Raw genomic sequence first — 23730 nt, 5'->3', positions numbered from 1 at the left:
CTAGTTGCTGAAGCGGGGGCGCGGGAGCAGCCGCCGCCGCGCCGGAGCCGGCTGCGGCGGCAGCGCCCGCATCCGCGCGACCGTGAGGCGCTTCTCGGCGAGGTTCAGCCGGACGAGCCCCTTGGTGGTGAGGTCGCGCGCGGTGATGCCCTTGCCGAGCAGGATCCAGTTGGTGCGCTCGTCGCGGGCGAGGGTGCGGCGGCGGCGCGTCCAGTAGCGCGGGGTCAGCAGCATCCCGGACGCCACGACCACCGCGGCCCCGGCCCACGCGACCGCGCCGGGCTCCGTGCCGCTGAACAGCGGCTCGTGCGCGGCCTGGAGGCTGGTGACGGGGGAGAGCGGCAGTGCGACGCCCGCGACCTGCGGTCCGGCGACCGGCGGCAGCGCGACGGCCGGCGCCTGGAACGTGTTGCGGTCGCCGAGCGGGTCGAGTCCGGGCGGCGGGGCGTTCACGCCGGGCGGCAGGGTGCCGTACGGTCCGGGCGGGCCGCCGTTGCCGCTCCCGGGGAGCTTCACGGACGCGGCGACGACGCTGAGCGTCGTCCGGACGCTGTGCGCGCCCGCGTTGCTGGACGTGACGGTCGCCGTGACGGTGATCGTGCCCGGCTTCGCCCCGGACGGGACGGTCACCGCCCCGATCACCGACGTCGCGCCGGACACGCTCCCGACGTAGGAGCTGGACGGCGACGCGGACGCGCCGCCGCTCGCGCGGAACCCCACGGACACGCCCGTCGCCGTCCCCGACACCGAGACGGACACCGACACGGTGTCCCCGGCGTGGACGGCCGACGTCGCCAGCGCGATCCCGAGGCCGAGCCCCGGCTTGCCGTCGCCGGGTCCGGGCGTGCCCGGCCCGCCGGGCAGGTTCCCGCCGGGCGATCCTCCGCTCGGCGTGCCACCTCCGGGCGTCCCGCCGCCGCCACCAGGCGTCCCACCCCCACCGCCGGGCGTACCTCCGCCTCCGGGCGGGTCGGTCGGCGTCGTCGGTGGGTCGGTCGGGGTGGTCGGCGGGTCCGTGGGCGTGGTCGGCGGATCCGTCGGCGTGGACTCCGAGGGAGTCGGCGTCGGGGTGTCCGTGGTGCTGTCCGTGGGTCCGGGCGTGTCGGACGCTCCGGACGAGGGTGTGGAGTCGCTGGCGAACGCCGCGGGCGCGGCCAGGCCACCGAAGGCCAGGACCGCGGCGGCGCCGAGACCCGCGAACAAGGGAAGACCGACCGGTCGGGTACGCACCCCGCGCTCACCTCCGCCATTAGGCGTCATGGGTAATCAATTCTTGTAGAGAGTAATGTGACCATGCCGGGGGAATGGCGACAACCCTTCCGGGAAGAGTTGTCGCCGACGACGAAAAAAGCGTCCGCCGAGCCCTCGGAATTATCATCAGGTGAGTGGTGCGGACGCGCCCGGCGTGCTGTCTCCGCGTTCTCGCGCACTGTCTCCGCGCTCTCGCGCGGTGTCGACGCGGTCTCCGGGCGGCGTTCGCTCCACCTCCTTGAGTAATCTCGTCGCGCGGAGTACGACCTCCATCGCGAAGCGTGAGTCGGCGTCGCCGAGTTTGTCACCGAGTGCTTCTTCCAGCCGCCGCATCCGGTACCGGACCGTCTGCGGGTGGATGTTGAGCCGTTCGGCCAGGTCGGCGGCCGTGCCGCGGGTGGTGAGCCAGGCGTAGAGGGTCTCCAGGTACCGCTCGGGCTGGCCGCCGCCGAGTTCGGTGACCCCGGCCAGGAGCCGCCGGGTGAGGTGGTCGACGACCGTCTCGTCCGACAGCAGCCACAGGGTGACCAGGTGCTCGCCGCTGTCGATGACGTGGCCGGGGTCGCCGAGGGCGCCGGTGCGGGCGGCGGTGAGCGCCCGGCGGGCCCAGCGCAGCGACTCGGCGGCCCTCACGGTCGGGACGGTCAGCCCGACAGCGAACCTGCGGCCGGGCCAGCCGGAGGTGAGCATCCGGAGCCGTCCGGCGTCGACCTCGCCGGGCACCAGCAGGTGCGGCGCGTCCCCGGACAGGTCGACCAGCAGGTCGCGGTGCAGGGTGTGCGGGGACGGCTGCGGCCCGGTCGGCAGCGCGACGAGCGTGACCTCGTCGGGGACGCTCCAGCCGGCGAGCCGGGCGAGGTTCCCGACGGTCTGCGTGCTGGGCGGCGGCTCGCGCAGCAGGCTGTGCAGGAGCCGCCGCCGGTGGTCCTGCTGCTCCTCGTCCGGGCGGGCGTTGACGTAGCCCTCCAGCGACAGGGACGCCAGCTCGTTGATGTAGGAGAACAGCTCGTCGGCCATGCGCCCCATGACGGGCGCGGGCAGGTTCCGCTCGGCCGCGACCTTCATGATCCGCCGCCAGGCGACCTGCGCGCCGATCCGGTAGGCGGTCTGGAGGCTGGACAGGGTGCGTCCCTCCATCGCCTCGAACCGGCCGAGCCTGCGGTAGGTCTCGTCGTGCCGGTCGCGCGGCGTGGACGGGTCGGCGAGCGAGTCCACGAAGTGCGCCAGGGCCCGCTCGACGCCGATCCGGAGGGCCTGCACGTAGGGGCCGTCGGTGGCGCGCCCGTACTCGGGGACGGCCCGCTTGATCTCGGTGATGATCTCCGCGGCGAGGGTGGGCAGCTCGGGACGGACGAGCGCGACCAGCCACCGGGGGGCGGGGCCCGTCCCGGGGTCGCCGTGCGTCTGCGCCATCGCGCTCCTCCGCTGGGCGCGCGCCGGCGGCGACGTGGCCGGGGGGTTCTCCGGCTCGGCGGCCGCCGTGGCGTGCCCGGCGGTGGTGTCAGGCCCCGGACCGGCCCCGCGGGCGGGCGTGGGCGGTCCGGGGTCCGGGGTGGGACCGCTCCAGTCACGCCGAGCGGGGGGTCCCCGCGTGACGGAGCGGCTCGTAGAGGGTGGAGCACCCTGACGGTAGATCAGCGCTCTCCTGTGACGCGGGCCACTTCATGTAACGAGAGCGTAAAATCACTTTCCGCTCCTTTTGCGTGACTCCGAGTCCCGGCCGGAGCGCGCCGCGGGCGCGTCGTCCTCGCGCATGAGGGACGCGGCGCGCAGCGTGACGTCCAGGGCGAAACGGATCTTGGGATCTCCCAGGCTGTCGCCCAGGTAATGATCGAGTTGTCGCAGCCGGTAGCGGACGGTCTGCGGGTGGACGCGCAGGCTCTCGGCGATGTCCACGGCCGTCCCCCGCGTGGTGACCCATTCGGTGAGCGTCGCGGTCAGTTTCCGCCGGTGCCCGGCAGTCAAGTCCGCCAGTGGAGCCAGGTGCCTCCGCGCCATCTCGTCGGCCAGGACGGTGTCGGAGAGTAGCCAGAGCGTCGTGAGGTGCTCCTCGCAGGGGATGAGCGACCCGCGCGGGATCACTCCCTCCCGCGTGAGCTCCAGCAGGCGGACGGCCCAGCGCAGCCCGTGCGCGACGCGTCCCAGCGGGAGCGTCAGGCCGAGGACGCTGTCGGCCTCCTCCAGTGCGGCGCCGAGCATCACGGCGCGGGCCGGGGTGAACGGCCCGGGGATGAGGAGCCGCGGCTCGGTGTCGTCCAGATCGATGAGGACGTCACCGTCCAGCGCCGACCGGGTACAGGGTGCGCCGGGCGCGACCGCGACGGCCGTGGCGACCTCCGGCAGTGGCCACCAGGCGGCGTTCCGGGCCAGTTCCTCGATGGCCTCGGCGGACGCCGGCGGCTGCCGCAGCAGGGTGCGCAGCAGCTCCTGGCGCACCTCGCGGTGGTGCAGGTCGGCGTGCTTGAGCGCCTGCCGGTGCCCGATGCGGGCGGCGGCGACGGCCTCGTCCACGTAGACGATCATGGCTTCGACCAGGCCGGAGAGCTGCCCGCTGTGCAGGCCCTCGCGTTCGGCGATGGCGACGGTGCGCCGGTAGCAGACGTGGAAGGCCGTCCGGTAGGCGGCCTGGAGCAGGTCCAGGCTGCGCCCCTCGATGGCCTCGAAGTGGCCGAGCGCGCGGCACGTCTCGTCGCGTTCGGCCAGCGCGGGGCCGTCGCCCGCGACCTGGGTGACGAACGCGGTGAGCATCTGCTCCACGCCGACCCGGAGGATCCGGCCGTACGCGGAGTCGGCCGGCCGGTCGTACTCCGGGACGGTCCGCCGGATCTCCGCGTCCACCTCGTCGATCGCGGCGGGCAGGTCGTCCCGCATCAGCCGGGCCAGGTTCCGGGGCACTCGGATGCCGAGCGGCCCGGAAAGGTGATCCAGCGTGTCGGTCAAGACCTCACCGCCTCGAAACAGTGATCGGAGCACGCGTGTGATCCAGGGCACGCGGAGCTTAGGCATGGGTTCGGTGGGGGACAAGGGCCTGCCGTCAAGATGTCCGGTCAGTACTAACCAGATGACAAGTCTGTGGGAGGGCGTTGCTCGCGTTCTGACAAACACGGCTGTGCGGGTGAAGATCAACAACTGGTTACCCGTCGGTACTAACTTCGGGGGAATCCGCCGGGCAGAAAAACTCACTCGGTGACAACCGACCCGTAACGAAGCCGATTCGTTGCTTTTCACTATTGAGTTCTCGTGACTTTCCGCCGTACGGTCACCGCCACGGCAACAACATTCGACTCCGGTTCGCTGGCGGTGGTTCGTGGGAATTGAGGTCGCCGTCGAGGGACTGACGAAATCCTTCGGCACGCAGACGATCTGGCGGGACGTCAACCTGACGCTTCCCGCCGGAGAGGTGACCGTGCTGCTCGGCCCTTCGGGCACGGGCAAGACCGTCTTCCTGAAGTCGCTCATCGGACTCATCAAGCCCGAGGAGGGCACCGTCCGCGTCGATGGCGTGGACATGGTGAACGACCCGGACCGCCGGGTCTTCCGCGAGCGCAAACGCTTCGGCCTGATGTTCCAGGACGGAGCGATGTTCGGCTCCCTGAACCTGTACGACAACATCGCGTTCCCGCTGCGCGAGCACACCCGCAAGACCGAGGCCGAGATCCGGCGCATCGTGCTGGAGAAGATGGACACCGTCGGTCTGCTCGGGGAGGAGAAGAAGGTCCCCGGACAGATCTCCGGCGGCATGCGCAAGCGCGCCGGCCTGGCCCGCGCGCTGGTCATGGACCCCGAGGTCATCCTGTGCGACGAGCCGGACTCGGGCCTGGACCCCGTCCGCACCGCGCATCTGTCCCAGCTGCTCATCGACGTCAACGCGCGCATCGACGCGACGATGCTGATCGTCACGCACAACATCGAGATCGCCGCCACCGTCCCCGACAACATCGGCATGCTCTACCGGCGCGACCTGGTCGCGTTCGGCCCCCGCGAGACCGTGATCGCCTCCGAGGACCCGGTGATCGCGCAGTTCCTGCGGGGCAGCCCCGAGGGGCCGATCGGGATGAGCGAGGAGAAGGACGCCGCGCTCCTCGCCGAGGAGGCCGAACGGGCCGCGAACCGGCCCCGGCCCATCGCCCGTCCCATCGAGATCCCCGCCCAGCTGCGGCCCAGTCCGGGCGAGCCTGAGCGGGCCGGGGAGATCCGGCACGCCGCGCGCGTGGACGCGCTGCTGCCGTCCCTTCCGCCCGCCGCCGCGGCGGCCATCCGGCGCGGCCGCACCGCGACCGCGGAGGCCGCAGCGGCCGCCGCGGCGGCGCAGTCGGCCCGCCACTTCCCCCAACAGACCGCTCCGGCACCGCCGCCGCTGCCGCCCGAGTTCAAGCCACCCGGGGAGACCCCGTGACAACACCCCAGATGTCCGTCCCGGGCGCGGCGGCGCTGCGCCAGACGGGACGGCTCTTCGCCTTGGCGGGCACCGTGCTCGCCATGACGTTCCGAAGGCCCTTCCAGCTCCGGGAGCTGATCCAGCAGTTCTGGTTCATCGCCTCGGTCGCGATCCTCCCGACCATGCTCGTCTCCATCCCGTTCGGCGCGGTCATCTCGCTCCAGGTCGGGTCCCTCGCCAAGCAGCTCGGCGCGCAGTCGCTCACCGGCGGCGCGTCGGTGCTGGCGGTCGTCCAGCAGGCCAGCCCGCTGATCGTGGCGCTGCTGATCTCCGGCGCGGCCGGCTCGGCGATCTGCGCCGACCTCGGCTCCCGGACGATCCGCGAGGAGATGGACGCCATGGAGGTCATGGGCGTCTCACCGATCCAGCGCCTCGTCGTCCCCCGTGTCCTCGCCTGCACCGCCGTCGCCGTCCTGCTGAACGGCCTGGTCTCGGTCGTCGGCGTCGCGGGCGGCTACTTCTTCAACGTCGAGCTCCAGGACGGCACCCCCGGCGCCTACCTGGCGAGCTTCTCCGCCCTGGCGCAGCTGCCCGACCTGTACGTGAGCGAGCTGAAGGCGCTGATCTTCGGGTTCATCGCCGGGGTCGTCGCGTCCTACCGGGGCCTGAACCCGCGGCCCGGCCCGAAGGGCGTGGGCGACGCGGTGAACCAGTCCGTGGTCGTCACGTTCCTGCTGCTGTTCTTCGTGAACCTCGTGATGACGGCCCTCTACCTCGAGATCGTCCCGCCGAAGGGGGCCTGATGGCGAGCGTCAGAACCATCCGGCCGCACACCTGGCTGGACCAGCCGGGCGACCAGCTCGGCTTCTACATCCGCGCGCTGCTGTGGTCGCCGCGCGCGCTGCGCCGCTACCCGAAGGAGATCGTCCGCCTGCTCGGCGAGGTCGCCTTCGGCTCCGGCGCGCTCGCCGTCATCGGCGGCACGGTCGGCGTCATGCTCGGCATGACGGTCTTCACCGGCGTCGTCGTCGGCCTGGAGGGCTACGCGGCCCTCGACCAGATCGGATCGGCCGCGTTCACCGGCTTCATCTCCGCGTACTTCAACACCCGCGAGATCGCGCCACTCGTCTCGGGCCTAGCCCTGTCGGCGACGGTGGGAGCGGGCTTCACGGCCCAGCTCGGCGCGATGCGCATCAACGAGGAGATCGACGCCCTGGAGGGCATGGGCATCGTCAGCCTCCCGTACCTGGTGACGTCCCGGATCATCGCCGGGACGGTCGCGATCATCCCGCTCTACGGCATCGGGCTCCTCAGCTCGTTCCTGGCGTCCCGCGAGGTGACCGTCCTGGTCAACGGGCAGTCGACGGGCACCTACGACCACTACTTCAACCTGTTCCTGTCGCCCGAGGACGTGCTGCTGTCGTTCGCCAAGGTGCTGATCTTCAGCGTCATGGTGATCCTCGCGCACTGCTACTACGGCTACCGCGCGGTCGGCGGTCCCGCCGGGGTGGGCGTCGCGGTCGGACGCGCCGTCCGGACGGCGATCGTGCTGATCAGCGTGACCGACTTCTTCGTCAGCCTCGCCATCTGGGGCGCGACGACGACCGTGAAGGTGACGGGGTAGCGATGGCGCGTTCGACGACCCTTCAGACAGTGGAGAAGCGCGGCCTCGGCGTGGCGTTCCTGCTGGTGCCCGCCCTGCTCATCTGGCTGTCCATCGCGATCTACGACAAGAAGTTCACCAAGGTCACGATGGTCACCCTGCACACCTCGACCGCCGGGCACGAGATGCACGAGAACGCGGACGTGAAGGTCCGCGGCGTCGTGGTCGGCGAGGTCCGGACGATCTCGTCCGAGGGCAACGGCGCCATCCTGAAACTGGCGCTGCAGCCGGACAAGGCGAAGTTCGTCCCGAGCGACGTGCAGGCGCAGCTGCTCCCGACGACGGTGTTCGGCGCGCGGTTCGTGTCGCTCGTCCCGCCGACCGGGTCCACGGCCTCGCCCGTCCACAACGGCAGCCAGATCAACGAGGACCACAGCCAGAACGCGGTGGAGCTGTCGCAGGTCCTCAACAACACGATGGCGCTGCTCAACACGCTCCAGCCCGCGAAGCTGTCGGCCACGCTGAACGCGATGGCCACGGCCCTCGAAGGGCGCGGTGACCAGCTCGGCCAGAACTTCGTCCAGCTGGACAAGTACCTGCGCAAGCTGAACCCGGACGTCCCCGCGCTCAGCGAGAACTTCCGGCAGCTCGCCACGTTCTCCCAGAACTGGGCGGACGCGTCGCCCGACCTGCTCGACGCGCTCACCGACTTCACCACCACCAGCCGGACGCTCGTCGAGCAGCGGCAGAACCTGTCGGACCTGTTCGACACCACCGGCCAGCTGGCCGACGACCTGTCGGACTTCCTGCGGCGCAACGGCGGCAACATCATCGAGCTGTCGGGCGCGAGCCGCGGCACGCTCGACCTGATGCGCCGCTACGCGCCGGCCGCGCCCTGCACCTTCCGCGCGCTCGCCGACTTCGTCCCGCAGATGGACCGGGCGCTCGGCAAGGGCACCAGCAAGCACGGCGTCCACGCGACGGTCGTGTCGGTGCAGCAGAAGGGCCGGTACGTCCCGGGCAAGGACGACGTCCACTACGGACCCGGCGGCGGCCCGCGCTGCTACAGCGCCCCCTACTACCCGGGCGGCGGCAAGTCCCCGAAGGCCGTGCGGGTGGGCGCGCCCACCGCGGGCGCGGTCCCCGGCTCCGGACTCGGCCCCGCCAACTCGGCCTCGGAGAACGACCTGGTGAACGAGTTCGTCGCGCCGTCCATGGACGAGGTGCCCGACCGGCTTCCCGACTGGTCGTCCGTCCTGGTCGGCCCCATCTACCGCGGGACGGAGGTGACGGTGAAGTGAGACTCACCGGCCAGGGGCTCAAGGGCCTCGGCGTCCCCCTGATCAGCTCGATCGTCTTCATCGTGGTCACGGTCGCCTCGACCGCGCTGCTCGCGGCCAGCATCACCGACACCACGTCCGGCGACCGGGTGTCCTACTACGCCAAGTTCAACGACGTCGCGGGCCTGCACACCGGGCACGGCGTGCGGATCGCGGGCGTCCGGGTCGGCCAGGTCGACAAGATCAGCGTCACCGATCACCGGCTCGCGCTCGTGAAGTTCTCGGTCGACCGCAACCGGCGGCTGCCCGCCGGGGTCACCGCGTCGGTGAAGTACCTGAACCTGGTCGGCGGACGGTACGTCGAGCTCGACCAAGGCGCGGGAACGCCCGGCGAGTACCTGCCGCGCGGCGGGACGATCCCGGCCGACCACACCACCGGCCCGCTGAACCTCACGCAGCTGTTCCAGGGTTTCCAGCCGCTCATGCAGGCGCTGTCGCCCGGTGACGTGAACAAGCTGTCGGAGTCGATCGTCCAGGTCTTCCAGGGCGAGGGCGGGACGATGACGAGCCTGCTGAAGACGGTCGGCCAGCTGACCAACACGCTCGCCAACCGCGACCAGCTGATCGGCGACGTCATCCACAACCTCACCACGGTCGTGGACACGGTGAACAACCGCGACAAGGAACTGGTCACGCTGGTCAGGACGCTGCGCGAGTTCACCTCGGGCCTGGCCGCCGACCGCAAGGCGATCGGCGACTCGTTCGAGGGGATCTCCGAACTCGCTGAGACGACCTCCGGGTTCTTGAACGACAGCCGCGAGCCGCTGCACGACAGCATCGTCCAGCTGGACCGGCTCTCGACCAACCTGAACCGCGACCAGCCGCTCGTGGAGAGCTTCCTGCGGCGGTTCCCGGAGAAGGCCGACACCATCGGGCGGCTCGGCTCCTACGGCTCGTGGATGAACTTCTACCAGTGCGAGGTCCAGTTGATCGGCGTCCACTATGCCGGTTCCGACATCGACCACCGCCCGCCGCCCACCGGTGTCCCGCTGAAGGACGCGAGGTGCCGCGGATGAGCCCACGGATCCTGCCCCGCGTCAAGCCGCTCCGCGACCGCAACCCGATCCCGATCGCCGTCATCGGCCTCGTGCTGATCCTGGTCGCCGGGTTCCTGGCCTACCGGGTGGACGACCTGCCGGTCGTCGGCGGCGGCACGACCTACACCGCGTACTTCACCGAGGCCGCCGGCCTCAAGGACGGCCAGGAGGTCCGCGTCGCGGGCGTCAAGGTCGGCAAGGTCACCGGGGTGTCCCTGGCCGGGAACAAGGTGAAGGTCCGCTTCCGGGTCAAGCACACCTGGGTCGGCGACGCCAGCACCGCCACCATCATGATCAAGACGCTGCTGGGGTCGAAGTACCTCGCGCTGGACCCGCTCGGCGGCAACACCCAGAACCCCCGCGACCCGATCCCGCTGAGCCGGACGGTCGCCCCCTACGACGTGACCGCCGCGTTCGAGGACCTGGGCCGGACGTTCCAGCAGGTGAACTCGACCAAGCTCGCCGAGTCCCTCACGACGATCTCGCAGACGTTCGAGAACACCCCGCCCGAGGTGCGGTCGGCCCTCACCGGCCTGTCCGCGCTGTCCAAGACGATCGCCAGCCGGGACGGCGACCTGGCCCGGCTGCTCGCCGGGACCAAGCAGCTGTCCGGCACCCTCGCCGCGCAGAACGACCAGTTCGAGGCGCTGTTCAAGGACGGCAACCTGCTGCTCGCCGAGCTGCGGAACCGGCGCGAGGCCATCCACCGGCTCCTGGTCGGTACCGCGGCCCTCGGTGACGCGCTGGTGAAGCTGGTGGAGCGGCTGCGGAACCCGATCCGTCCGATGCTGGATCACCTGAACCAGGTCACCGACATGCTCGAACGCAACCAGTCCAACCTCGACCGGGCCATCCGCGTCGCGGCCCCGTACACCCGCGTGGTCGTCAACGCCACCGGCAACGGCCGCTGGATCGACGGGTACCTGTGCGGGACCGTCCCCAAGGAGTACCTGGTCAACGGCCGCTGGCAGCCCCCGGCCGTCGGCTGCGAGCCTCCGCACCTGACCGGAGGCCGCTGATGGGAGCGATCAGGGACAACCGGGTCCGCGTCATGGAGATCGTCGGCGTGGTGTTCGTGCTGATCATCGCGCTCGCGTTCTACGCGGTGCTCGGCGGCGGGAAGACCCGCGTGATCCGCGCGAACTTCGCGACCGCGATCGGCGTGTACCCCGGCTCGGACGTCCGCGTACTCGGGGTGAAGGTCGGCAGCATCCAGTCGATCAAGCCGCACGGCACGCAGGTGTCGGTCGTGATGAAGGTCGACGACAACGTCCCCGTCCCGGTGGACGCCCGCGCGATCGTCATCGCCCCGAACCTGGTGTCCGACCGCTACGTCCAGCTGGCCCCCGCGTACGGCGGCGGGGCGAAGCTGTCGGCCGGCAGCACCATCGACGTCACCCGCACGGCGACGCCGCTCGAGCTGGACGCCCTGTACGACAGCATCCGCAAGTTCAGCAGCGACCTCGGCCCGAACGGCGTGAACGCCCGCGGCGCCCTGTCGTCGGTGATCCACACGGGCGCGGCGAACCTCGGCGGCAACGGCCGGATGTTCAACACCACGATCGACAACCTCGGGCAGCTGTCGCAGACGCTGAACCACTCGTCCGGCGACCTGTACGCGACGATCAGCAACCTCAACCGCTTCACGAAGATGCTGCGCGGCAACGACTCGCAGATCCGGCTCGCCGAGCAGCAGCTCGCCGACGTCAGCGGCTTCCTCGCCGACGACCGCCAGGACCTCGCGGACTCCCTGCACAACCTGGCGATCGCGTTGTCCGAGGTCAAGGGGTTCATCACCGACAACCGCGAGGCCCTGAAGAAGAACGTGGACAAGCTCGCCGACATCACCCAGGTGCTCGTCGACCAGCGCGCCTCGCTCGCCGAGGTCTTCGACAACGCGCCGGTGCTGACGCAGAACGCCCTGAACGCCTACGACCCCGACACCCGGACGCTGATGTCCCGCGGCAACCTGCTGGAGATCACCAAGGCGTTCGGCAACCTCAACCAGAAGGGCCTGGACGGAACCGGCGCCGACACCCGCCCGGTGTGCGCCGCCGCGTCCGCCCAGACGCCCGCGCTGAAGCTCCAGTGCAGCCGCCTGCAGACCAACGGCCTCACCGCGGTCGCCCCGTCCACGTCCGGCACCGTCCCGGCGCTGCCGTTGCCGCCCGCCGGTCAGGTCTACGCAGGGGGAGGTCGGTGATGCGACGTTTCCATCGCGGTTTCCGCGTCGCCGGGGCCGCGACGGCCATGTCGGCCGTCGTGCTCGCGGCGGGCTGCTCACAGGTTTCGGTCGAGCAGCTCCCGCTGCCGGGCGGTGCCTCGCTGGGCTCGCACCCGTACACGGTGCACGTCCAGTTGCAGAACGCCCTGAACCTCGTCCCGCAGGCCGCCGTTCGTGTGAACGACGTGCCCGTGGGCCGGGTCAAGAAGATCACGCTGCCGAACAACGCCTGGTACGCGGACGCGACCGTCCTCATCAACGGGGACGTGAAGCTGCCCGCCAACGCCACGGCGAACCTGGAGCAGTCCAGCCTCCTCGGCGAGAAGTACATCAAGATCGCCGCCCCGTCGGCCGACGCGTCCCCCCAGCCGCTCGCCAACGGCGCGACGATCCCCCTCACCCGGACGACCCGGAACGCCGACACCGAAGAAGTGTTCGGCGCGCTGTCGATGCTGCTGTCCGGGGGAGGGCTGCCGCAGATCCGCACGATCACGCGGGAGCTGAACAAGACGTTCAACGGACGCGAGCCCCAGGTGCGCGACTCGCTCGAGCAGCTGAGCAAGCTGACCGGCACGCTGAACGCCAACCGCCAGGCCATCGTGGACGCCCTGGACGGCCTCAACCGCCTGTCCTCGACCGTTGCGTCACGTCGCGGCCAGGTCGACACGGTCCTGACCGATCTGTCGCCGGGGTTGCAGGTGCTGACCGACCAGCGCGGACAGCTCGTCCAGATGCTCCAGAAGCTGGACGACCTCTCGAAGATCGCGGACCACGTGGTGAAGCAGAGCCGCGACAACACGGTCGCCGACCTGAACTCGCTGTCGGTGATCCTGCGGAAGCTGTCCGACTCGGGCCGCGACCTGCCGAAGTCGCTCCAGATCCTGTTCACGTACCCCTTTACGGACGAGGCCATGAAGGCCGTGAAGGGTGACTACCTGAACGGCTACCTGACCGTTATCGCCGCCCCCGGCAACGACTGCGTCATTCCGCCGGTGAAGGAGACGGTCGAGAAGAAGAAGGCGCCGCAGCTCCGCGCGCTCGCGCAGACCCCGCCCGCCGGCCCGCTGCCGACGCCCTGCCCGGCGAACAAGACGACCTCGTCCTCGCCGCAGACGCCTCCATCGCCCACCAACACTCCACAGCAGGTGACCCCGACCACCCCCGCGGGCGGTGGGACCGGAAACGGAAGCGGCGGGACGGACCCCAGCCAGCCTGCGCTGCCCCTGCCGACCCTGGGAGGCAACTGACATGCTGACCGTCGGCGCTCGCCTGAAGGCCATCATCTTCACCCTGCTGGCCATCTTCGTGATCTCCTACATCGCGATCACGTACGCGGACCTGGGGAAGTACGTCGGGCTGCGCGGCTACTACGTCGTCAAGCTCGAACTGCCCACCACCGGCGGCCTGTTCAAGGGCTCCGCCGTCTCCTACCGAGGGATCTCGGTCGGGAAGGTCGGCGACCTCAAGCTCACCTCGGACGGCGTGCTCGCCGAACTGCACATCTCCGACAGCGCACCGGACATCCCCCGCGACCTCAAGGCGATCGTGGCGAACCGGTCGGCCGTGGGTGAGCAGTACGTCGAGCTGGAGCCGGACCGCGAAGGCGGCCCGTACCTCGCGCAGGGAGCCGTGATCCCGCGCAGCGCGGCGACGACGCCCGTTCCGGTCGAGCAGACGCTGAAGAGCATCAACGACCTGTCCGGGACGCTGCCGCTGAACGACCTGAAGGTCGTCGTGGACGAGCTCGGGCAGGCGTTCGCCGGCCAGGGCCCGCACCTCCAGAAGCTCCTCGACACCAGCGGCGAGTTCATTGCCGCGTCGGACGCCGCGTTCCCGCAGACCGACGAGCTGATCAAGAACGGCAACGTCGTCCTGAAGACGCAGAACGACGAGGCCCAGGCGTTCAAGGACTTCGCCCGCAACTCCCACCTGCTGGCGCAGACGCTCAAGTCGTCCGACGGTGACTTCCGGACAATCCTCCAGGACGGGCCGCCCGCGAACCGGGAGTTCTCAAGGCTGCTCCGGGAGATGCAGCCCGGACTGCCGATCCTCCTGGCGAACCTGCTCACGACGTCGCGCCTCACGGACGCCCGCCTGCCCGGCCTGGAGACGGTCCTCTCCAACCTGCCGAAGATCTCCGCGATCGGCCCGTCGGTCGTCCAGGACGGCAAGCTGCGCCTCGGCCTCATCAACACGTTCTTCAACCCGCAGCCGTGCACGCGCGGCTACGGCGGGACGCAGTACCGGAACGGCACGACGGACCTGAAGCCCGTGAACTTCAACGGCAACGCGCACTGTGCTGAGCCGGAGAGCAGCGGGATGAACGTCCGTGGCGCCCAGAATGCCCCGCACTATGGCGTTCCGTCTGCGGCCGTCCCAGGCGTCGACAGGGCCAACCTGACCGCTGCGGAGCCCTTCTTCACGGCCGTCGGCCTCCCGGCCATGGGACGTGAGAGCGGAACGTCCCTGCAGCGGCTCCTGGGGCTCGGCCAATGAGGAAGATCGTCGGACTGGTCCTGGTCGCCGCCGCCCTCGCGTTCCTCGGGTTCGCGGGGTGGCGGTGGTCCGGGACGGTCTGGAACGAGGACCGGACGTACGCCGCCCAGCGGGAAGACATGAAGGACACGGCCGTCCGGGACATGGTGATGCTGAACAGCGTCGACCCGTCCCGGGCCCAGCTCGACATGGAGCACTGGCTCGACATCTCGACCGGCACGCTCCGCGACGCCCTTCAACGCGACCTGCCCGCCGCGCAGGCGAAGTTCGCGAAGCAGCAAGTTCCGACCCGCGGTGAGGTCACGGCCGCCGCGGTCACGTCGTTCGACAAGGACGCGGGGAAGGCGACGGTGCTCGCGTCCGTCCGGGTGTTCCTCGGCGCGGACGCGGGCGGAGCGCCGTCCGCTGAACAGCGGAAGCGGTTCGAGGTCGGGATGAAACGGATCTCGGACGGACTGTGGAAGGTCGAGTCACTGACCCCGGTCGCACCGGGAGGCCATCTGTGAGCGTCGAGGTCGAGGTCCGGGCGAGGCCCAAGAAGAGGAAGAAGAAGCCGGAAAAGCGCTCAAAGGTCTTCCTGAAGCGCTGGTGGCCGTACCTGGTCGCTGTGGTCGTCGCCGCTGGCGCGTTCGCCCTGAACACATGGGCGTCCGACCGTGCATCAGGCGGACCGGCCACGAACCGCGCCATGCTCGACAAGGCGGCTACGTCCGACGCGCTCACACACGTCAGCCAGGCGGTGGAGCGCGTCTTCACGTACTCGTACACGGACCCGGATTCGACGGCACGCGCCGCGTCCAGCCTCCTCACGGGCAAGGCGGCGTCGCAGTACCAGTCGCTCTTCGGGCAGGTGCGCCAGGAGGCTCCACGCCAGCAACTCGCGCTGACCACCAAGGTCTCGCGCGCCGGCGTCGTCCGTCTTGATCGCGACGGAACGGCTGTGGTCGTGGTGTTCCTCGACCAGCAGTCGACACGAGCGGGCAAGGCCGCGGGCACGCCCGTCGCCGCCCAGCTCATCGTCACGGCTCACCGGTCCGGTGGGACGTGGCGCATCACGGAACTGCGGGCTGCCTGAAAGGAAGGGGTGGATTTCAGGTGGACACCAAGGAAGAACTCAAGGACAAGGCGGAGACCGCCGCGTCGGCCGAGGAGGAAGCGGACCAGAAGCCGACACCGAAGCCGAAGTCCAAGGTCAGGACGAGGGACGTCACCAAGAAGCCCCCGCCTGAACCGGAGGAGGACGCGGAGGCCGAGGCGCCCGAGTCCGAATCCGAGTCCGCGGAGGCCGATGCCGACGCCGGGACTGAAACCGAAGCCGAGGCGGATGAGCCGAAGGCCGACGAGCCGGAGGCGAAGCGGAGCTGGCGCCGCGATCCACTGATCCTCATCGCGATCGCGGTCACGGTAGTCGCCGGGCTCGGCGCCGCGTGGTTCGGCTGGAGCTATCACTCGGCCTCGACCGACAAGGGCATCAATCAGGCCCGCATGCGTGACGACGTGCTCCGCTCTGCCGAGCAGGAGGTCGTCAACCTGAACACGCTCGATTACACGAAGGTCGACCAGGGCCTGTCCCTCTGGCAGGACTCGACCACCGCCGATCTGTACAACCAGATCGTCCAGGGACGCCAGCAGCTCGCCGACTCGGTCACGAAGGCGAAGACGGTCAGCACCGCCAAGATCCTCGAATCCGGGATCACCGAGCTGGACTCCGACGCCGGGAAGGCTGGCGTCATGGTCGCGCTCCGCGTGACGGTGACGACGCCCGATGGGAAGTCGTCGACCAGCATTCGGCGGCTCGCTGGACAGCTGACCAAGACATCCGACGGGTGGAGGCTCTCCGCTCTCGGTCAGGCCGCGACCTCGTCTGGTAACTGATGACCAAGAAGAAGCCTGAGACCAAGAAGAAGCGCGTTCCCGGGACCGCCCGGACGCGCGTCGTCGCCCTCCTGGGCGTCCTCACCATCGCCTTCGGGACCACGGCCGCCTGGAGCGCGAACAAGGCGAACGCCCTGACCGGCAACGCCGCGGCGGAGAACCACGCACTCACCGACAACGCCCGCACGAGCGAGGTGAAGGGCGAGGTCACCAGCGCCCTGAACACGGTGTTCTCGTACAACTACGCCGACACCGCCAAGACCGAGCAGGCTGCGAAGAAGCTGCTCACAGGGGATGCCGTCCGGCAGTACGACGCCATGTTCGCGACCGTCCGGCAGCAGGCCCCGGCGCAGAAGCAGATCCTGACGACCACCGTCACGGGCACCGCGGTCAAGTCCCTCACGGACGACAAGGCCCGCCTGCTGATCTTCGCCGACCAGCGCAACACCCGCACGGACAAGAACCAGACCAGCTACTCGGCGGCCGTGTTCGCGGTGACCGCGATCCGCGTCGGCGGGACCTGGAAGCTCAGCGCCATCGACACCTTCGGAGGCTGAACGAGCGGCCTCAGCACATAGCGGCAAGCACTCGCTCGCCGTGACCGCCCGGTCGAAGGGAGACCAGTCATGAAGCACTCGGTTCGCAAGGGCCTGGTCGGCGCCATCGCCGCCAGCTCGGTCCTTGCCCTCAGCACCGCTCCCGCCAACGCGACCGGGCAGAGCCCGGCCACCACCCAAGCCATCACGCTCACGAACTCCGGCAGCATCAGTGTGAAGGACGGTTCGACCGGTTGGGCGATCGTCTGCACCGCCTCGACGGGAACGGGGACCGCACAGGTCGGCACCCCTCAGCCGAACCCGGTCTTCCAGATCAACACGTTGCAGTTCAACCAAGGCACCGCAGGTAGTAAGTGCTCTACGCCCTTCACCCCAATGCAGGTCACAGCAGCCGGACTGCCCTGGTCCTTCAGCGCTACCAGCCCGACCGTCTCCGGGGTGACGCCCGGCACACTGACCGGCGTGAAGCTGACCATCGTCGGCGACGACAACTGCCACACGACCATCACGGGCCCCGGCGGAGCCGGCGGCACCATCAGCGGCAAGTACACCAACGGCGCCGGGACCCTGTCCTTCGGCGGCACCGGCAGCACCTCGAACCTGACCGTCGCCACGGCGGACATCAACTGCGACCCCACTTCGATCAGCGTCGGCGACCCCATCTCGCTGAACGGCACCTACAAGATCAACCCGTCCGTCGTCATCACCTACCCCTGACCGGACTCAGCGCCATCGACACCTTCGGAGGCTGAACGAGGGCCTCAGCGCAGAGCGGCACGCATCCGCCTGTCGCGATCGCCCGGTCGAAGGGAGACCAGTTCATGAAGCAGTCGGTACGCAAGGGCATGCTCGGCGTCGTCACAGCCAGCTCGGTCATCGCCCTCACCACCGCCCCCGCCCACGCGACCGGGCAGAGTCCGGCCACCACCCACCCGATCACGCTCACGAACTCCGGCAACGTCGTCCTGAGGGACACTTGGACCGGCGCCAGCATCTCCTGTACCAGCTCGACGGGAATGGGAACCGCACAGGACCCGCCGGGCCCCCTTGGTCAGATCAACTCGTTGTCGTTCAGCAGCCCGGCCATCCCGAGCGGCTGGTGCTCCGGTCCCGGCATCGTGGTGCAGGTCACCGCTTCCGGATTTCCCTGGGCCATGAACACGACGAGTCTCCCCTCCGTTGCGTGGAGCGGCGTGAGGATGAGCATCGTCGGCAGCGACAACTGCCACGCGACCATCTCGGGGCCCGGCGGCACCGGCGTCACCATCTACGGTACGTACAACAGCAGCACGGCGGCCCTGACCTTCGGTGGCGTCGGCACCACTTCCCCCCTGATCGTCCAGACGACGGACGCCTACTGCGACCCCACGCTGTTCAACGTGGGCGACCGCTTCTCGCTTAACGCCACGTACAAGATCAGCCCGCCTCTCGTCCTCAACATGCCCTGACCGAACTCACTGAGCCGAAGAAGAACGTCGGCCGAAGGGATTTCGGTAGATGAAAACTGCTGCGGGTCAGGGTTCGACGTCACCTGGTAACTGATGAAGAAAATGAGCGGAATTCTCGGCACTGGCCGTGCGCAAATGGTCACTCCTTCGAGAAAGCTCACGGTGGGTCCCGGAGTGGCTGCGCTATGGGTGGCGAGCGAGGCGGACGCCTTGAAGGAGCGCGCCCTGGCGCAGATCGCCGAACTCGCCGACAACGCTCGGCCAGGTGAGGCGATCGTCGGGGTTGGACGCTCAGTCCTCACCCGACCAGTTCTAGGCGGTGACCGTCGCGGACGTGGACGTCGAGTCCCTGACCAGCAACAAGAGGAGCGTCCCGCGATCCCCGCGGACCAACGGGGCGTCGCACCGGTGAGAACGGAACGAGCCGACCAGCCGCGATGTTCGCCTCGATCGGCCCACTCGGCTGGCGCAGGGAAATCCACCACCATCGGCCCCCACGGCCTCTGGTGTCACAAGGATCATCACTTGGTGATAAAAACGCTAGATCCAAAACTCACTCCAGGTGAGTTTTGCGTGCGCGCGTTTTATCACCTGGTGATAAGCCGAAAAAAGTTCCAAATCCCCTATTGAATCCGCCGAGACCCCCGCTTATGGTCAGACCATGCAAGCGGGCGGGAGAGGGAGAGTCCGGCCCCTGGCGGAGCAGTAGAGATTCAACCGCCACCGAGAAGGACCCGTCCATTTTCGACAAGGCAGAGGAGATGCCCCGAAGCACACGCCGTCCCTGTCCCTACGAGAACTCGCAGAACACCCCACTGAAGGGAACAAGAACCGGCATGCGCAAGCTCACTCGCAACAGCATTCTTGCCAGCGCGGTCGCGATCTCCGCGCTCGGCCTCACCGCCATCCCCGCCTCCGCCAACCCCATGTACGTCGACATCTCGGCCACCGGAGCCAGCGGATCCAGCTGGGGCATCACCGCCACCAGCTCCAGCGTCACGGCCAAGGACAACACCACTACCGCAGCGATCACCTGCAGCAGCGGGGCGGCGTCCGGCACCACCAAGCTCGGGACGAACATCACGCCCACCACCGGGATCGCGTCCGTCACGACCCTCTCTCTCACCAGCCCGGCCAACAAGAACGGCTGGTGCTCCGGCCCTGCCGGCATCACGGTGCAGGTCAACCCGGACCTCACCACGCCCTGGACTCTCGACGCGACGGCAGTGACCGCTGCTGGGGTGACCGCTGGCAAGCTGAACGGGATCAAGGCGAGCATCGTCGGCAGCGACAACTGCCACGCGACGGTCTCGGGCCCCGGCGGTACCGGCGGCAGCGTCACGGGCAGCTACAACAACACCACCCACTCCCTGACCACCGGCGGCACCGGCAGCACCTCCAACCTGACCGTCCAGTCGGTGGACCTCAACTGCGACCCCACTCTGATCAACGCCGGCGACTCCATCTCGCTCAACGGCACCTTCGTGGTCACCGCTGTGTCCCCGGCGACGGGCCCCCTGACCCTCAACGCCCACAACTGACGTCTGTAACGGCGTAGGCCGATGACCGGGCCGCCATGGGGACTCCTGTGGCGGCCCGCCCCACTACCTGATCCAGAAGGATTTTCATGCTCGCGAGCCCCCGCAGAGTAGTGCGCGGCGCAACCGTGACCGCATTGCTGGCCAGCGCAGGCGTGCTGGCCGCTGTCCGAGTCGCGTCCGCCGATATCGGGGCGCAGGTGACCTACCTGTGCGCGACACCTAAAGCCACCTACCAGGTGGTCCTTGGGATCAAGGCCAAAGTGCCCGCGGCAGGCAAGACCAATACGCCGGTGCGCATCGGCGATGTCGGTGTGACGCTGAAGGTGCCGGGGAGCCTCCGCAGCGAGCTGGCGGCGGCCGGAGTTCCGGACTCAACGGGGTCGGCTCCTGCGCCTTCGTTGAATGGTGTCGCCTCGATCCTCGTGAACGTCAATCAGGGGCAGACGTCGGTCAACGCGGGATGGCCCGCCTTCTCTTTGACGTCGGACTCCGACCAGGCGGATCAGGTTGTTCTACGGGGGGCCGGTGCTGTTCCCGCGCTCCTGACGGATCAGGCGGGGCAGGTCTCTTGGAAAGCCGGGCAGATGGTGCTCCGGCTGTCGGTCGGGCAGAAGGCGTCCACCAGCACGCTGACCTGTACTCCCAAGGGCGGGGCCGCCCTCGGAAATCTGGCTTTGAAGGGTGGGACCTCCCCCTCTGCCTTGCCTAAGAATTCTCCGCTGGCGAGTCAGCCGGCCGATGATGATTCGAAGGCTGACTGCATCATCCCTCCCGACTCGACTCAGGGCGGAGGAATCAATCGGGATCCGCGGCTGGCAGAACCCCCGATACCACCCGGAATGAGCCTGAGTATATTGAGGCCGGAACGCCCTGGCACGCCCGAGTGCGGAAAGGCCGCGGGATTCGGAAATCTCGGGAAGCTGAAGGCGGCTATTCCGGTCGGTGCGCAAATCAGGTTCCGTGTGAGTGCCCAGAATCAAATTGACGTGCTCCATAATTATTTGCGGAGCAGGAACTACGGAAGCACTGCCACGACCCCGTCAACAGGGACGGCCCTGGGGTTTGGCTTTATGCCGACCACGGCAACGGTACTCACCAAGCAGGTGGCCCCCCCTGGAGCTTCCAGCGATATGGCGAACTTGTTTGCGGATGTGGCGCCTGACATCACAAGCCCCACTTCTTTCGAGAGTCGCGCATTTGCGCGCTCATTCGTGGATCTCCGTGTCGGCGGAATATCTGTAAATGGCACCAGGTTGGGCCTCGGAGAGAACTGTCACACCGGCGCACTGCCGCTGAATATTACTGCAGATTTGGGAAACGACAGTGTTGGCAAACTGAGCCCTAATTTGGGTGGCACCTACACGGGGAGCGTGTACGTTCCTGGCTTCACTGGCTGCGGGGTCGGGGAGGACCTGACGCCCCTGGTGGACGCGACAAGTGCTGGGACCAACAATTATTTGAAGGTCGAATCTGGCTTCTGGTGTATTGCGAGTCCAGATGTTCCTGAGGGTTGTACGGATGAGGAAGAGCCCACCACATACACGGTTCTCCCTGGTAGAACGGTAGAGGCGACCGTAAGTCCATTCATGCTGACCGCCTCGGGTGGTAACTCAATCCGATGCGATTCTGCGAGCTTGAAGATCAATTTCAAGCGCGGGCACTACCTGTCTATATATAGAATCGCCACCGTTAATGGCGCTCAGTTCAAGAAGTGCGTCAGGGCTAATGGTGGAGTTCCGGTCACAGTTCACGGTGCGGGGTTTCCGTGGTCGCTGCACATGAGCTCCGGTCAAGGCTCCCCGGGACAGTGGGCCATGGCGATGAACGGATTCAAGCTTGAGGTGGCCAGCTCCGACGGTTGCGACTTCTCCCTGAATGGCTTGTCTTACGACCATTCGGCGGATATCCCGGCCATGCTGAACTCCGTGACCCTCGATGCCGACAAGAATCGGCTCGCCATTGGTCCGGGCAATGGCATCGCCGTCGGGGTGAACGCTCAGTGCAGCGATCCGGATCCAGATTTGCAGCCGACGGCGGCCTGGGATTTTGGTGACAACAACTTCTCGTACAGCCCGCACCAGAAGATCACCTCCCCTTGACGCCGCCTGCCGTCGTCGGGGCATCGCTCCCCATCGATTTCGGTCCAAATCGTGGTCCGACAGAGGAGAAAGGCATGGCCATGCGCAATAGGTCGTTCACCAAGTGGACGGGGCGCGGGATGGCGGCGGGTGTCGCCGCTCTTGCGACGACTGCGGGTCTGTTGTCGGGGACGGCCGCGCATGCGGATGACCCGATTCCGACGTTCGACTTCGCGGACTGCCCGACGTTGCCGGCGCCGTACACGAAGGAGGGGTCGATCTGTCTGGAGTCGATCGTCACGAGCGGGACGTTCCAGCTCGGGAAGTTCAACCAGCAGATCACCTCGCCGATCAAGTTGACGTTCGCGAGCGCGTTGAACCCGGACACGCAGCTGTACACGCCGATCTTCGGCAAAATGCAGGCGAGCAAGATGCTGGTCCAGCCCGGCATCTTCGGCGACCCGATTGTGACGGCGGTCTACGCCCAGCCGGAGTACGCGGGCGTCTTCGACCAGCCGTCCGGGCCGGACTACCACATCACGCTCGGCATGCGGATCCGTCTGAGCAACCCGTTCCTTGGTAGCTCCTGCCTGATCGGTAGCAGCAGTCACCCGATCACGCTCGACCTGACCACGGGGACCACGAATCCTCCGGCCGGTACGACGCCCATCACGGGTAAGACCGCGACGATCGTCCAGAGGACGCCGTTCGTGATCCGTTCGGCGACCCACGTGGACAACACCTTCGCGGTGCCGGGCGCCAGCGGGTGCGGCCTCGGCGTCGGCCTGGTCGACGCGCTCGTCAACCTTCAGGCCGGTGTTCCGTCGGCGGCGGGCAAGAACCAGATGGTCTTCAACGAGTACATCGGGCAGAAGCTCTACACCGCTCTCCCGTAGTCCCGTTGACCCGGGCCGTGTCCGTGCGACCACCACCCCTGCGCGGACACGGCCCGCTCCACCTCCCTACCCGGCCTGGGGATCGAGCCGGTCACCCGGCAGGAAACCCGGGACCGACAGCATGTATCGGGGGCTGTTTCTCCATCGACTCCGGCCTGGCGACGGGCCGGCAGGCAGAAGGGAATGGCCATGCAGAAGTTCACCTTCGCAGGGCGTGGTAGGCAGCGGGTAGCGGCGGGTGTCGCCGCTCTCGCGACGGTCACGGGTGTCATGTCGGGGACGGTCGCGCATGCGGATGACCCGATTCCGACGTTCGACTTCGCGGACTGCCCGACGTTGCCGGCGCCGTACACGAAGGAGGGGTCGATCTGTCTGGAGTCGATCGTCACGAGCGGGACGTTCCAGCTCGGGAAGTTCAACCAGCAGATCACCTCGCCGATCAAGTTGACGTTCGCGAGCGCGTTGAACCCGGACACGCAGCTGTACACGCCGATCTTCGGCAAGATGCAGGCTGACAAGATGCTGGTCCAGCCCGGCATCTTCGGTGATCCGATCATCAGTGCGGTCTACGCCCAGCCGGAGTACGCGGGCGTCTTCGACCAGCCGACCGGGCCGGACTACCACATCACGCTCGGCATGCGGATCCGTCTGAGCAACCCGTTCCTTGGTAGCTCCTGCCTGATCGGTGACACGGGTAATCCGATCACGCTCGACCTGACCACGGGGACCACGAATCCTCCGGCCGGTACGACGCCCATCACGGGTAAGACCGCGACGATCGTCCAGAGGACGCCGTTCGTGATCCGTTCGGCGACCCACGTGGACAACACCTTCGCGGTGCCGGGCGCCAGCGGCTGCGGGCTCCTCGGTGCGGCAAATTGGCTCGTCAACCTTCAGGCCGGTGTTCCGTCGGCGGCGGGCAAGAACCAGATGGTCTTCAACGAGTACATCGGGCAGAAGCTCTACACCGCTCTCCCGTAGTCCCGTAGTCCCGTAGTCCCGGGCC

General features: G+C 68.4%; 22 protein-coding genes. 19 read left to right on the top strand and 3 right to left on the bottom strand.

The window, feature by feature from the left end; genetic code table 11:
* The 3 genes from AB0L06_RS21030 to AB0L06_RS21020 all read right to left on the bottom strand — a co-directional run bounded on the left by AB0L06_RS21030 (position 1) and on the right by AB0L06_RS21020 (position 4191).
* The gene (locus AB0L06_RS21030) at positions 1-1230 is read right to left on the bottom strand and encodes a hypothetical protein (RefSeq protein WP_500232729.1); all 1230 of its coding nucleotides are present in this window, start codon (positions 1228-1230) and stop codon (positions 1-3) included.
* 147 nt (positions 1231-1377) lie between these two features.
* A complete protein-coding gene (locus tag AB0L06_RS21025; protein WP_500232728.1) occupies positions 1378-2664 on the bottom strand; it encodes a PucR-like N-terminal domain-containing protein in 1287 nt (428 codons plus the stop codon).
* A 270-nt stretch (positions 2665-2934) separates the two neighbouring features.
* Positions 2935-4191, bottom strand: coding sequence for a PucR-like N-terminal domain-containing protein (locus AB0L06_RS21020; RefSeq protein ID WP_500232727.1), 1257 nt, complete (start codon positions 4189-4191; stop codon positions 2935-2937).
* A gap of 367 nt (positions 4192-4558) precedes the next feature.
* On the opposite strand from AB0L06_RS21020, the gene AB0L06_RS21015 reads away from it, so the two are divergent.
* The 19 genes from AB0L06_RS21015 to AB0L06_RS20925 all read left to right on the top strand — a co-directional run bounded on the left by AB0L06_RS21015 (position 4559) and on the right by AB0L06_RS20925 (position 23705).
* Positions 4559-5647 (top strand): ABC transporter ATP-binding protein, encoded by a 1089-nt coding sequence (locus AB0L06_RS21015; RefSeq protein WP_500232726.1) that lies wholly within the window; start codon positions 4559-4561, stop codon positions 5645-5647.
* Positions 5644-6432: an MlaE family ABC transporter permease gene (locus AB0L06_RS21010; RefSeq protein ID WP_500232725.1), complete on the top strand. Its 789-nt coding sequence runs from the start codon at positions 5644-5646 to the stop codon at positions 6430-6432. The genes AB0L06_RS21015 and AB0L06_RS21010 overlap by 4 nt, the downstream gene beginning before the upstream one ends.
* Positions 6432-7253 carry an MlaE family ABC transporter permease gene (locus AB0L06_RS21005; protein WP_500232724.1) on the top strand — a complete coding sequence of 274 codons (822 nt, stop codon included), beginning with the start codon at positions 6432-6434 and terminating at the stop codon, positions 7251-7253. The genes AB0L06_RS21010 and AB0L06_RS21005 overlap by 1 nt, the downstream gene beginning before the upstream one ends.
* Before the next feature lie 2 nt (positions 7254-7255).
* Positions 7256-8533 carry an MCE family protein gene (locus AB0L06_RS21000; RefSeq protein WP_500232723.1) on the top strand — a complete coding sequence of 426 codons (1278 nt, stop codon included), beginning with the start codon at positions 7256-7258 and terminating at the stop codon, positions 8531-8533.
* Positions 8530-9588 carry an MCE family protein gene (locus tag AB0L06_RS20995; protein WP_500232722.1) on the top strand — a complete coding sequence of 353 codons (1059 nt, stop codon included), beginning with the start codon at positions 8530-8532 and terminating at the stop codon, positions 9586-9588. The genes AB0L06_RS21000 and AB0L06_RS20995 overlap by 4 nt, the downstream gene beginning before the upstream one ends.
* Positions 9585-10628 (top strand): MCE family protein, encoded by a 1044-nt coding sequence (locus AB0L06_RS20990; protein WP_500232721.1) that lies wholly within the window; start codon positions 9585-9587, stop codon positions 10626-10628. The genes AB0L06_RS20995 and AB0L06_RS20990 overlap by 4 nt, the downstream gene beginning before the upstream one ends.
* Positions 10628-11812: an MCE family protein gene (locus AB0L06_RS20985; protein ID WP_500232720.1), complete on the top strand. Its 1185-nt coding sequence runs from the start codon at positions 10628-10630 to the stop codon at positions 11810-11812. Before AB0L06_RS20990 ends, AB0L06_RS20985 begins: the two co-directional genes overlap by 1 nt.
* A complete protein-coding gene (locus tag AB0L06_RS20980) occupies positions 11812-13080 on the top strand; it encodes an MCE family protein (RefSeq protein ID WP_500232719.1) in 1269 nt (422 codons plus the stop codon). The genes AB0L06_RS20985 and AB0L06_RS20980 overlap by 1 nt, the downstream gene beginning before the upstream one ends.
* 1 nt (position 13081) lies before the next feature.
* A complete protein-coding gene (locus AB0L06_RS20975; protein WP_500232718.1) occupies positions 13082-14329 on the top strand; it encodes an MCE family protein in 1248 nt (415 codons plus the stop codon).
* Positions 14326-14835 (top strand): Rv1363c family protein, encoded by a 510-nt coding sequence (locus tag AB0L06_RS20970; RefSeq protein WP_500232717.1) that lies wholly within the window; start codon positions 14326-14328, stop codon positions 14833-14835. Before AB0L06_RS20975 ends, AB0L06_RS20970 begins: the two co-directional genes overlap by 4 nt.
* Positions 14832-15404 carry a hypothetical protein gene (locus AB0L06_RS20965; protein ID WP_500232716.1) on the top strand — a complete coding sequence of 191 codons (573 nt, stop codon included), beginning with the start codon at positions 14832-14834 and terminating at the stop codon, positions 15402-15404. The genes AB0L06_RS20970 and AB0L06_RS20965 overlap by 4 nt, the downstream gene beginning before the upstream one ends.
* A gap of 20 nt (positions 15405-15424) precedes the next feature.
* Positions 15425-16204 (top strand): Rv1363c family protein, encoded by a 780-nt coding sequence (locus AB0L06_RS20960; protein WP_500232715.1) that lies wholly within the window; start codon positions 15425-15427, stop codon positions 16202-16204.
* On the top strand, positions 16204-16761 hold the full coding sequence (locus AB0L06_RS20955) for a hypothetical protein (protein WP_500232714.1): 558 nt from the start codon (positions 16204-16206) through the stop codon (positions 16759-16761). The genes AB0L06_RS20960 and AB0L06_RS20955 overlap by 1 nt, the downstream gene beginning before the upstream one ends.
* Before the next feature lie 69 nt (positions 16762-16830).
* Positions 16831-17478: a hypothetical protein gene (locus tag AB0L06_RS20950; RefSeq protein ID WP_500232713.1), complete on the top strand. Its 648-nt coding sequence runs from the start codon at positions 16831-16833 to the stop codon at positions 17476-17478.
* Between the two features lie 104 nt (positions 17479-17582).
* Positions 17583-18209 (top strand): PraA/PraB family alkane oxidation protein activator, encoded by a 627-nt coding sequence (locus AB0L06_RS20945; RefSeq protein WP_500232712.1) that lies wholly within the window; start codon positions 17583-17585, stop codon positions 18207-18209.
* Between the two features lie 836 nt (positions 18210-19045).
* Complete coding sequence (locus tag AB0L06_RS20940) at positions 19046-19750, top strand: hypothetical protein (protein WP_500232711.1); 705 nt, start codon at positions 19046-19048, stop codon at positions 19748-19750.
* Between the two features lie 125 nt (positions 19751-19875).
* On the top strand, positions 19876-21849 hold the full coding sequence (locus AB0L06_RS20935; protein WP_500232710.1) for a DUF6801 domain-containing protein: 1974 nt from the start codon (positions 19876-19878) through the stop codon (positions 21847-21849).
* Positions 21850-21923: 74 nt separating this feature from the next.
* Positions 21924-22724 (top strand): hypothetical protein, encoded by an 801-nt coding sequence (locus AB0L06_RS20930; protein WP_500232709.1) that lies wholly within the window; start codon positions 21924-21926, stop codon positions 22722-22724.
* A gap of 189 nt (positions 22725-22913) precedes the next feature.
* On the top strand, positions 22914-23705 hold the full coding sequence (locus AB0L06_RS20925) for a hypothetical protein (RefSeq protein ID WP_500232708.1): 792 nt from the start codon (positions 22914-22916) through the stop codon (positions 23703-23705).
* Positions 23706-23730 lie beyond the last annotated feature (25 nt).

This window comes from Spirillospora sp. NPDC052269 (genome assembly GCF_040679435.1).
In the GTDB taxonomy this organism is placed as follows: Bacteria; Actinomycetota; Actinomycetes; order Streptosporangiales; family Streptosporangiaceae; genus Spirillospora.
The sequence above is the reverse complement of the archived record's forward strand: the minus strand, read 5'-3'. Positions and strand labels throughout refer to the sequence as shown.

Excerpts from the sequence above, each read along its gene's own strand:
- AB0L06_RS20980 (WP_500232719.1), top strand. The coding sequence starts at position 11,812 with ATGCGACGTTTCCATCGCGGTTTCCGCGTCGCCGGGGCCGCGACGGCC.
- AB0L06_RS21005 (WP_500232724.1), top strand. The coding sequence starts at position 6,432 with ATGGCGAGCGTCAGAACCATCCGGCCGCACACCTGGCTGGACCAGCCG.
- AB0L06_RS21025 (WP_500232728.1), bottom strand. The coding sequence starts at position 2,664 with ATGGCGCAGACGCACGGCGACCCCGGGACGGGCCCCGCCCCCCGGTGG.
- AB0L06_RS20945 (WP_500232712.1), top strand. The coding sequence starts at position 17,583 with ATGAAGCAGTCGGTACGCAAGGGCATGCTCGGCGTCGTCACAGCCAGC.
- AB0L06_RS20955 (WP_500232714.1), top strand. The coding sequence starts at position 16,204 with ATGACCAAGAAGAAGCCTGAGACCAAGAAGAAGCGCGTTCCCGGGACC.
- AB0L06_RS20950 (WP_500232713.1), top strand. The coding sequence starts at position 16,831 with ATGAAGCACTCGGTTCGCAAGGGCCTGGTCGGCGCCATCGCCGCCAGC.
- AB0L06_RS20970 (WP_500232717.1), top strand. The coding sequence starts at position 14,326 with ATGAGGAAGATCGTCGGACTGGTCCTGGTCGCCGCCGCCCTCGCGTTC.
- AB0L06_RS20975 (WP_500232718.1), top strand. The coding sequence starts at position 13,082 with ATGCTGACCGTCGGCGCTCGCCTGAAGGCCATCATCTTCACCCTGCTG.
- AB0L06_RS21000 (WP_500232723.1), top strand. The coding sequence starts at position 7,256 with ATGGCGCGTTCGACGACCCTTCAGACAGTGGAGAAGCGCGGCCTCGGC.
- AB0L06_RS20925 (WP_500232708.1), top strand. The coding sequence starts at position 22,914 with ATGCAGAAGTTCACCTTCGCAGGGCGTGGTAGGCAGCGGGTAGCGGCG.
- AB0L06_RS20940 (WP_500232711.1), top strand. The coding sequence starts at position 19,046 with ATGCGCAAGCTCACTCGCAACAGCATTCTTGCCAGCGCGGTCGCGATC.
- AB0L06_RS20930 (WP_500232709.1), top strand. The coding sequence starts at position 21,924 with ATGGCCATGCGCAATAGGTCGTTCACCAAGTGGACGGGGCGCGGGATG.
- AB0L06_RS20990 (WP_500232721.1), top strand. The coding sequence starts at position 9,585 with ATGAGCCCACGGATCCTGCCCCGCGTCAAGCCGCTCCGCGACCGCAAC.
- AB0L06_RS20985 (WP_500232720.1), top strand. The coding sequence starts at position 10,628 with ATGGGAGCGATCAGGGACAACCGGGTCCGCGTCATGGAGATCGTCGGC.